At 69.5% G+C, this 456-nt stretch carries 1 protein-coding gene; it reads left to right on the top strand.

Annotated elements, in window-relative coordinates; genetic code table 11:
• Nucleotides 1-94 precede the first annotated feature (94 nt).
• Nucleotides 95-355, top strand: a complete 261-nt coding sequence (locus tag LPA54_RS38350) for a UBP-type zinc finger domain-containing protein (RefSeq protein WP_093766979.1) — start codon at nt 95-97, stop codon at nt 353-355.
• The last annotated feature ends 101 nt before the right edge of the window (nt 356-456 follow it).

The following is a 456-nucleotide window of genomic DNA, read 5'->3' as shown; positions in this document are numbered from 1 at the left end:
CCGCGACCAGCAGCAGCAGAGGTATCACGTCCATGTCGGGCCCACCCTCGTTTTTCCGCGCGGCCGTCCGCACGACCGACGTAATCTGGCAATCATGAAACAGTGCACGCACGTCGAGGCGTTGCCGCACCCGGAACCGGTCCCGCTCGGTGAGACGTGTCCGGAGTGTCTGCGGGAGGGGACCGATCCGGTGCAGCTGCGCCTCTGTCTCACCTGCGGCCACGTCGGCTGCTGCGACTCCTCGCCGCACCGGCACGCGACGCGGCACCACAGGGAGACCGGCCATCCCGTGATGCGGACCCACGAGCCGGGCGAGGACTGGCGCTGGTGCTTCGTCGACCACGTGCTGGTGTGACGTGGCGGGACCACGGTGCCGGACGGTTCGGCGGTCCGGCGCCTGGGTACGTCAATGCGGCGCGCGCTCTTCCCATTTGGCCGTCGCAGACCCCTAGCCAC

It is taken from the genome of Streptomyces sp. DH12 (assembly GCF_020873895.1).
GTDB lineage: Bacteria > Actinomycetota > Actinomycetes > Streptomycetales > Streptomycetaceae > Streptomyces.
The sequence above is the reverse complement of the archived record's forward strand: the minus strand, read 5'-3'. Positions and strand labels throughout refer to the sequence as shown.

Coding starts and splice junctions, on each gene's coding strand:
- LPA54_RS38350 (WP_093766979.1), top strand. CDS start 95: ATGAAACAGTGCACGCACGTCGAGGCGTTGCCGCACCCGGAACCGGTC.